The organism is Kitasatospora sp. NPDC059817 (genome assembly GCF_042731835.1).
In the GTDB taxonomy this organism is placed as follows: Bacteria; Actinomycetota; Actinomycetes; order Streptomycetales; family Streptomycetaceae; genus Kitasatospora.
On sequence record NZ_JBHWIR010000113.1, the window covers coordinates 1 to 8,890 of the forward strand.

Below are 8,890 nucleotides of genomic sequence, written 5' to 3' on the forward strand. Positions count from 1 at the left end.
GCCTACCGCAGGCCCAGCTCCTTGCGGATGACCGCGTACCACTCCTCCGTCATGCTCCGCGCGGTGGCCTCGTCGAAGACGTTCGCGTCGTACTTGAGGAAGACCTTGAACCCCTCGCCGTCCCGGTAGGACTCGGCGGCGAGGACGTACTCCCCGGCGTAGGGCAGGTCGTCGAACAGCCGCAGGTCCAACTCGCCGGACGCGGCCGGGGCCGCGTTGGTCAGCAGGTCGGCGCCGTCGAAGTTCTGGAACAGGAAGTTGGTCAGGACCAGCGGTTCGTCGTCCGCGCCCACGGCCCGGGCGATCTCCAGCAGCGGGTAGCCGCCGTGCTCGATGCCGCCGACCACCTTGCGCTGCAGGGACTTCAGCAGCTCGGGGAAGCCGCCGACGGCCGTGCAGCGGATCGGCAGGCAGTTCGCGAACTGGCCGACGACGTCCTGGAACCGCTCCTCGTAGCGGGCGGCCGCCGTCATGCCGAGGACCAGGTCGTCCTGCCCGGTCAGCCGGTGCAGGAACCGTACGTACGTCGCGAACAGCACGGTGGCGACGCTGACCCGGTGCTCCCGCGCCGAGTCGGCCAGGGCGGCGGCCAGCGGCGGCGGCAGCTTGACCGTCGCCACGTCCACCCGGGGCATCCGCTTGGGGTCGTACGGCCGGTCGTAGGGCAGTGCGAGCGCCGGTCGATGACCTGCCAACTCCCGCAGCCAGTAGTCCCGGTGCTGCCGTGCGCGCGGGCCGGCGAGCAGCGCCTCCTCCCAGGCGACGAAGTCGCCGTAGCTCGTGCGACTCAGGCTCCCCCTGCCCTGGTAGGCCTCCTTGAGCGTGCGGATCAGGACCGCCGTGGACGTGCCGTCCAGCAGGATATGGTGCGCGGTGATCAGCAGCAGGCGCCGCCCCCCTGCGAGGGAGACCAGGTGCGCGCGGACCAGCGGGCCCGTCGCCAGGTCGAGCGGGAGGTTCACCAAGTCCCGCAGCCCGGCCAGTTGGGCGGCGCGCTTGGTGGCCGTGAGGTCGACCCGCTCGAAGGACGGCGCCCGGCCCGGGTCGATGTCCATGAACGGCGCGCCGTCCCGCTCGCCGAAGACGGCGCTCAGCACCGGGTGGATGCCGCTCTGGGCACGGATCGCCCGCTCCAGGGCGGCTTCGTCCAGCTCGCCGTGGATCTCGAAGAGGAGCGGGAGGTTGTACGCGGTCGACTCCGGCGAGCGCTGCTGGTCGCGGTACATGGTCAGCTGGCCGCACGAGAGGTTCCACCGCTCGCCCGCCGGGCCGGCCTGAGCATCCGCCGTGGCCGTCGCGGCGGCCCCTGCACCGGCGAAGTGGGCGCACAGGCCGTCGACGGTCTCGACGTCGAAGAGCAGGGTCGCCGGGACGTCGTCACCGAACTCCTCGCGCAGGGCGTTGGTGAGCTGGAGGACCAGGATCGAGTCCAGGCCGTAGTGGGTGAGCGGGGCCGCGGTGTCGATCCGCTCGGCCGGGATGCCGAGCACGGCCGCGGCCTTGTCGAGGATGAGTGCGGACAGGTCGGAGCGCGACGGCGGTGCGGCGGAGGGGGTGGGCGCGGGCGCGGGGCTCACGGCCGCCGGGGCGGGCACGGGCTCCGGCCGGGGCGTCGGTTCCACGGCAGGTACCGCAGCAGGCAGCACAGTCGGCACCACGGCAGGCACGGCGACTGGCGCCGCAGCAGGCACCGGCCGGGTGGCACCCTTCGGCCTGGTCCCGACCGCCTGCCGGGCCACCCCGTCGCTCTCCGCCGCGATGACCTGCTGCCCCAGCGGCAGCGCCTGCGGCAGCGGGAACACGACCGTCCCGAAGCCCTCCCCCGCCAGCACGTCCCGCCAGTTCTCCGGCGACAGCGCCGGCGAGCCCGGGATCCGCAGCGAGCGGTCGTCGAACAGCCACCAGCCTTCCAGCAGCCCGAAGGTGACGTGGCTGAACAGGTCGAAGGCCGACAGCTCGTTCAGCAGCAGCCACCCGCCGGCCCGCATCGCGGCCTTGGCGTTGCGCAGGGTGTTGCGGGTGTCCTTGGTCGCGTGCAGCACGTTGGCGGCGATCACCAGGTCGAACCCGCCCTCGCCGACATCCTGCCCGGCCAGCGGCCGTTCGATGTTGAGCAGTCGGCAGTCCAGGTAGGGCACGCCCGGCCCGTAGGTGGCGCGGGCGTGGTTGAGGAAGGCCTTGGAGAGGTCCGTGTAGACGTACGTCTCGATGCTCTCCTGGTACGGCTTGAGCGCGGCGAACATCCCGGCGCTGGTGCCGCCGGTGCCGGCGCCGATCTCCAGGATCCGCAGCCGCGCGCCCGGTTCGCGGCGCAGCCGCTCCGACACGACGGCGACGGCGGCGCCGGCCATGGCGCGGTTGAACACGTCCGCGACGTGGTTGTTGCGGTAGCAGCCCTCCACCAGCTCCACCGAACCGCGCGGGAACATGACGTCGGTGGGCCTGGTCCGGCCGGTCACGATGTCCGGCAGCGCCCGGAGCATGGCGGAGGCGAGCCGCAGTTCGGCCTTGCGGTCGGCGTCGGCCGACCAGGACTCGCACTGCCGGTCCCACTGCGCGAGCACGGCCTCCGCGAGCACGCCCGCCGTGGACACGGCCTCCGTCGGCCCGGCCGGGACGGTGGCCCGCCGGGCGTGCTCCAGCCAGTCGGCGTACACCGGCAGGATCGCGGTGTGGTCGACGGTCGCCAGCTGGGCCGCCAGGACCTTCGCCAGCCACGGGTCGCGCTCGGTCCGGCGCCACCGCACGACCTCGTCCATCAGGCCGTCCACGCTCTCCGGCGCGAGCAGCAGCTCGCCGCGCACCCGGGAGGGCGTCCGGCCGTGCACGGTGACCTGGGTGGCGCGGTCGAAGTTCGCCAGGGTGTTGTGCTGGTTGGTCTTCACGAAGGCCAGCTGCCGCTGGTCCCCGCCGAGCAGGGCGTCCAGGGCGGCGAGCCCCTCGCGCGGCTCGATCGACACCAGGCCGACCCGGCTCAGCCGTTCCCGGTAGAACTCGGAGGTGACGCTCCCGAGGTTGCCCCACCACCCCCAGTTCATGACCCTGACGGGGGTGTCCCAGTGCTGTCCGAGCGCGTGGGCGTAGGCGTCGCTGAAGGTGCAGCCGGCCGCGTAGTTGCCCTGGCCTGCCGCCGTGGTGAAGGACTGCATCGACGACAGCAGTACGGCGAAGTCCAGGTGCTCGCCGTCGAAGACCTCGGCCATCGCCGTCGTGACGTCGACCTTGGCCGCCAGCCCCGCGCGCAGGGTGGCCTCGTCCATCCGGGCGAAGGTGCTGTCCCGCAGGACGAGCGCGGCCTGCACGACCCCGTCGATCCGCGGGTGGCGCTCCCTGACGGCGCTGACGGCCCGGCGCAGCGCGGCCGGGTCCCCGGCGTCGGCGCTGAGGTAGCGGACGGTGCCGCGCCCCTGGACGGAGCGGAGCCGTTCCTCGATGGCCGCGTCGGGTGCGCTGCGGCCGATCCAGGTGACGTGCGCGCCGTACTGCCGCACCACGTGCTGGGTCCAGGCGGTGCCCAGGCCGCCGGCGCCGCCGATCACCACGTAGACGCCGCCCTCGCGGTAGACCGGTCGCGCGGGCGCCTCGCACGGCGCCCAGTGCCGGGCCAGCCACTGGCCGGCCCGCCGGACCCAGGCGTCCTCGGACGAGCGGGCGGGCAGGGCGGTGAGGTCGGCGGGCCAGTCGGGGCCGTCGAGGTCGACGCGCCGGACGCTCCACTGCTCGTACTCGCGCCCCAGGGAGCCGAACAGGCCGTGCAGCCCGGCGTGCGCCGGCTGGACGGGGTCGTCGGCATGGGTGGCGAGCGCGCGGGTGGTGACCAGTGTGATCCCCAGCGGCCGGGCGTCGTACCCGGCTCCGATCAGCGCCTTGATCAGGCGGAACGCGGCGACGACGCCGTCGTTCTGGGCGGCCGTGTACCCGGCGGAGTCGACGGGGTCGAGCTTGGGCTCGGGCGCCGTCCAGACCAGGTGGTCGACCGGTCCGAGGTCGCGCAGTGCGGCGGTCACCTCCTCGACGGAGGCGGACGGCGGCAGCGGCCAGGTCAGGGCGCCGGCGAGCGGTGCCGGTCCGCCGACGACCAGGACCCGGTCGGTACGGGCGGGCACGGGCGCGTCGGTCGCGGTGGTCGGGTCCCAGACGGGCGCGTACAGCGCGGGCTCGCTGCGGACGGTGCGGCGCGAGGTGTAGCCGGTCAGCCGCACGCAGACCGCGCCGTCGGCGTCGACCAGGTCGATATCGAGCTTGTCGAGCGGCCCGGCCGCGCCGCCGCGCACCACGGCCCACATCGCCGCCCGGCACGGGGCGAACAGGTCGAGCCGGTCCAGGGCGAACGGCACGGCGGTGTCCCGCATGCCGGTGAGGTGCGGCGCGACGGCCGCCTGGATCGCCGAGTCCAGCATCGCGGGCGCCAGCGGTCCGGGCTCCGCCGAGTCGGGCAGGGCCAGTTCGGCGAGGACGAGACCGGAGCCGACGTGCGCCTGCCGGATCGCCCGCAGGCTCGGGCCGTGGTCGATGCCCATCGTCACCAGGGCCTCGTGGATCCGCTCGCCGGACACGCTCTCCCGGCAGTCCGCGCGCAGGCCGGCGAGGTCGACCGGTGCCGGGCGCGGGGCGTCGGACGGCGCGATGGCGCCCTCGCAGCACACGGTGGAGCCGGTGCCGATCTCGAACCGGTGCCCGCCCTGCTCGCTCGCGCGGACCTCGACCCGGACGTCGACCGGGGTGTCCGCGACCTCCAGCGGCTGCACCCACGTGACGTTGCGCATCCGCACCCGGGTGGCGCCCAGCGCCTTGCGGGCGAGTTCGAGGTAGGCGACCGCGGGCAGGAGGTGACGGCCCTGCACCACGTGGTCGCGCAGCAGGCCGTCGGTGCGGGTCAGCGTGACGTTGTTGCCGTTGCCACTGTCGCTGCTGTCGCCGTCGCCGGTCGGGGCCCAGTGGCGGTCCCGGGCGAACGGGTAGGTCGGCAGCGGGATGCGTCGGCCCTCGGCCGGCGCCCGGTCGTCGTCGGGCAGCCGCGCCGGGGCGGTGCCGTCCAGCACCTGGAGCAGCTCGTCGCGGTCGCGGACCACGCAGGCGAAGCGGTGGGCGAAGCGCTGCCGGCCGACGGCCAGGGTGTAGGCGAGGTCGCCGAGGTCGATCGACGCGTGGGCGCGGACGTGGAGCGCCAACCGGCGCCGCTGTTCGAGGAGTTGCTCCTCCGTCCGTGCCGAGAGGACCACCACGTGGTCCGTCCGCGGCGCGGCGGCGGTGCGCACGGCGGTGTTCGCGACGGCCGGGGCCTCCTCGATCACCAGGTGCGCATTGGTACCGCTGGCGCCGAAGGAGCTCACCACCCCGCAGCGCGGCACCCCGGCGGGGCTCTCCCAGTCGTGGGTGCGGGTGCTCAGGTAGAACGGGCTCCCCGCCAGCGGGATCGCCTCGTTGGCGGTCTCGAAGTGCAGCGAGGCGGGGATCTTCCGGTGCTTGATCGCCAGCAGCACCTTCAGCACGCCCGCGATGCCCGCCGCGAACTGGGTGTGGCCGATGTTGGTCTTCAGCGAGCCGACCGCGCAGTACTCCGTCCGGTCGGTGCGGGCGCGGAACGCCCGGTTCAGCGCCTGGAACTCGATCGGGTCGCCGAGCTTGGTGCCGGTGCCGTGCGCCTCGACGAGTCCGATCCGCTCCACGTCGACGCCGAACCGCTCGTACACCTCGCCGAGCAGGCTCTCCTGGGACACCGAACTCGGCGCGGTGATCCCGTTGGTGGCGCCGTCCTGGTTGACGCCGCTGGCCTTGATCACGCCGTGGATGTGGTCGCCGTCGGCCAGCGCGTCCGCGAGCCTCTTGAGCACCACGACTCCGACGCCCTCGCCGGGCACGAAGCCGTCGGCGCGGTGGTCGAAGGTGTGGCAGCGGCCGGTCGGCGACAGCATCCCGGCGCGGCCCGCGAGCCGGTACAGCCGCGGCGTGGACTGGAGGAACACCCCGCCCGCCAGCGCCATCGAGGTCTCGCCGGACCACAGGTCCTTGCACGCCAGGTCGATCGCCACCAGCGAGCTGGAGCACGACGTGTCGACGGCGATCGCCTGGCCCTTGAGGTCGAGGAAGTACGACACCCGGCTCGGGATGACCGAGGTCATGTTGCCCCACAGGGTCTGCGCCGGCGCCTCCGGATCCAGCAGTCCCTGGTAGTCGCCGGCCCACGCCCCGACGTAGACGCCGCAGCGCGCCCGGCCCATCCGGCCCGCGTAGCCGGCGTCCTCCAGGGCCTTCCAGGACTCTTCGAGCAGCAGCCGCTGCTGCGGGTCCATCACCGCGGCCTCGGTGCCGGAGATGTTGAAGAACATCGCGTCGAACTCGTCGATGCGGTCGAGGAAGCCGCCCCGGGTGCAGGCGCTCAGGCCGTCGAGGTCGAACCGGGTCGCCTCGGTGACCAGGTCGTCGCCGTCGGCCAGGTGCGTCCAGAGTTCGTCCAGCGAGTCGGCGCCGGCGAAGCGGCCGCTCATGCCGATCACCGCGATCGGCCCGCGCTCCACGCTCACGGTGGCGCCGTCCCGCTGCCCGGTCGCCACGGGCCGTGCGGGCTGCACGACCGGTGGCGGGGCGCTCTCCCGTGCGTCCGCCGGCTCCGTCGCGCCCTCCGTGTGGACGATGACGCCCCGGTACTCGGCGAGCAGGTGCTCGGCCAGCCGGTCGGCCGTGCTGAAGTCGAAGACCACGCTGGTCGGCAGGTCCAGCGTCAGCGCGCCGTTGAGCTGGTCGACCACGCGGATCGCCAGGATCGAGTCCAGGCCGTAGTCGGCGAACGCCAGCCCGCCCTCGACCTCCTCGACCTCCATCGCCAGCGCGCGGGCGATCTTCTCCCGCACCACGGCGGGCACGATCTCGTCCAATCCCCTGTGTACGACCGCGGGTTGGACGATCGGCGCCGCGACCGGCGCGAGCAGCGGAGCGGGCGCAGGTGCGGCCACGGGTGCCGGCGTCTGCCGGGTCAGGTCGCCGATCCAGAACCGCTCCTTGGCGAACGGGTACGTCGGCAGCGACACCACCCGGCGCGGCGCGCCCTGGTGCAGGCGCTCCCAGTCCACCTCGGCGCCGGCCGCCCACAGCGCCGCGAGCTTGGACAGCTTGCCGGCCGCGATCCACTGCCGGACCAGCAGTTCCTGGAGTTCGTCGTCACCGGTGATCTCGGCGAGCAGTCCGCCGGATTCCCCGGCGGTGCCCCGGTGCCCCCGGCCGGCCCGCAGGGCGGCCCTCAGCTCCGCCGTCGACGAGACCGCGACCGCGTACCGCTCGGCCATCGCCTCCCGCCCGACCTGGAGCGTGAAGGCCAGGTCGGCGAGGGCGGTGTCCGGGTTGCGGTCGAGGAACCCGGCCAGCCGGTCGACGGACGCGGTGAGCTGGTCGGGAGTCCTCGCGGAGAGGACGACGACGTGTGGGGATTGTTCGACGTTTTGGACGTGTTGGGCTTGTTCGGCGCCGTTGATCGCGCCGTCGGTGGGCTGCACGGAATACTCCTCGACGATCACGTGCGCGTTCGAGCCGCCGGCACCGAAGGAGGACACCGCCGCGATCCGCGGGCCGTCGCAGTGCCACGGGCTCAGTTCGCGCTGGACCCGGAACGGGGTCCGTTCGAAGCTGATGTTCGGGTTGAGCTGTTCGGCGTGCAGGCTCGGTACGAGCTGCCGGTGCTTGAGCTGGAGCAGGACCTTTGTCAGACCGGCCACCCCGGCCGCGGCCTCCAGGTGGCCGATGCCGGACTTCACCGAGCCGATCGCGCAGAACTGCCGCTCCACGGTGTCCTGTTCGAAGGCCTTGGTCAGGCCCGTGATCTCGATCGGGTCGCCCAGTTCGGTGCCGGTGCCGTGCGCCTCGACGTAGCCGACCTGCCGGGCGGAGACCCCGGCCTGGTCCAGCGCCCGCCGGACGACATCGGCCTGGGCGACCGGGCTCGGCACGGTGTAACCGGTGGAACGGCCGCCGTGGTTGACGCTGGAGCCCCGGATCACCGCGAGCACGCGGTCCCCGTCGGCCACCGCGCAGGACAGCGGCTTGAGCAGCACGCACCCGACGCCCTCACCGGGCACGAACCCGTGGCCGCCGGTGCCGAAGCTGCGGCAGTGCTGGTCGGGCGAGAGCATCCCGGAGCGGCACAGCTCGACGTAGTCCAGCGGGTGCGCGTAGAGGTTCACGCCGCCGGCGATCGCCACCTCGCAGGCGCCGCGCCGGAGTTGTTCGCACGCCTCGTGGATCGCGGTCAGCGACGCCGAGCACATGGTGTCGATCGTCAGGCTCGGCCCGCGCAGGTCGAGCAGGTAGGAGGCGCGGGCGCTCAGCGAGGCGAACGACAGGCCGGGCACCACGAGTTCACCCGAGGGCAGCCGGCCCACCTCGTGCCGGGCGTGGCCGACCTTGGTGACGCCGGCGAACACCCCGACACCGTGGCCGTGGCGCTCGGCGAGGCGCGCCCTCGTGTACCCGGCGTCCTCCAGCACCTCCCACGCCGCCTGCACGAACAGCCGCTCCTGCGGGTCCATGGCGTAGGCGTCGCGCGGGGCGATGCCGAAGAACCGGGGATCGAACGCGGCGAAGTCGTCCAGGAAGCCGCCCCACTTGCTGTAGCTGCGGCCGGTGGCCACCGCCGTGTTGCGGTCCGGCTCGAAGAAGCCGTCCAGCGGCCAGCGGTCCACCTCGCGGACGCAGTCGCGGCCCGCCGTGAGGTTCTCCCAGAACTCGTCCAGGTCGGCGGCGCCCGGGTAGCGGCCGCTCAGCCCGATCACCGCGATCGGGTCGTCGGGGCCGGGCGCCCGCGGGGATGGGTGGGCGGGAGGCTGGGCCGGGGTGGCCCGCGGGGCGGGGGGCGCCGGCGGGGGGGGGCCAGCCCCCCCGCGGGGGGGCGGGGGAGCGC

Annotated in this window: 1 protein-coding gene; it reads right to left on the bottom strand. The window is 73.8% G+C overall.

All coding sequences use genetic code 11. From position 1 onward, the window contains the following. Positions 1–2 precede the first annotated feature (2 nt). Positions 3–8,762, bottom strand: coding sequence for an SDR family NAD(P)-dependent oxidoreductase (locus ACFV61_RS22975; RefSeq protein ID WP_380493631.1), 8,760 nt, complete (start codon positions 8,760–8,762; stop codon positions 3–5). Between the last annotated feature and the right edge of the window lie 128 nt (positions 8,763–8,890).